Here is a 621-nt window from a genome sequence, read left to right as displayed (position 1 = left end):
CCCGAGTTCGCCAAACACCGAGTCATTGCCAACCCCGCCCGAGACGTCGTCGTCGCCAGAACCGCCAGAGACGGTGTCATCGCCGTCATCGCCCTTGAGCGTATCGCTCCCGGCCCCCCCATACAGGGTGTCGCTCCCGTCCCCGCCTCGCAGAGAGTCATCGCCGAGTTCGCCAAACACCGAGTCATTGCCCGGGTCTCCCGTGACAGTGTCGTCACCGGAGCCCCCATAGAGAGTGTCATCGCCGAAATCGCCGAAAACCTCGTCGTTGCCCGAGCCTCCGTAAACGGTATCGTTGCCAGACCCGCCGCGCACCGAGTCGTCGCCGCTCTCACCGAGAACGCTGTCATTGCCATCATCGCCCAGAACGGTGTCATCGGCCCGACCGCCAGCGACGGTGTCATTCCCGAAACCGCCATAAATCGTATCCGCGGAGAGGCTGCCGCCCGTATCCGCGATACTGTCATCACCGCTCTCGCCGAAAAGCAGATCACTACCGGTCCACCCATCAAGCGCGTCGTTGCCAACGCCACCGTAGAGGGTATCCCATCCGCCATCGCCAAAGAGCGAGTCGTTCCCGAGACCGCCATAGAGCGTATCATCGAAGAGTCCGGTCCCGCC

Annotated in this window: 1 protein-coding gene; it reads right to left on the bottom strand. The window is 63.3% G+C overall.

All coding sequences use genetic code 11. The features are described from left to right. Positions 1 to 621 (bottom strand): calcium-binding protein (locus FEV53_RS20605; RefSeq protein ID WP_142836442.1); only part of this gene is annotated, 621 nt, incomplete at both ends.

The sequence above is a fragment of the Palleronia caenipelagi genome, assembly GCF_007004065.1.
Classification (GTDB): Bacteria; Pseudomonadota; Alphaproteobacteria; order Rhodobacterales; family Rhodobacteraceae; genus Palleronia; species Palleronia caenipelagi.
The sequence above is the reverse complement of the archived record's forward strand: the minus strand, read 5'-3'. Positions and strand labels throughout refer to the sequence as shown.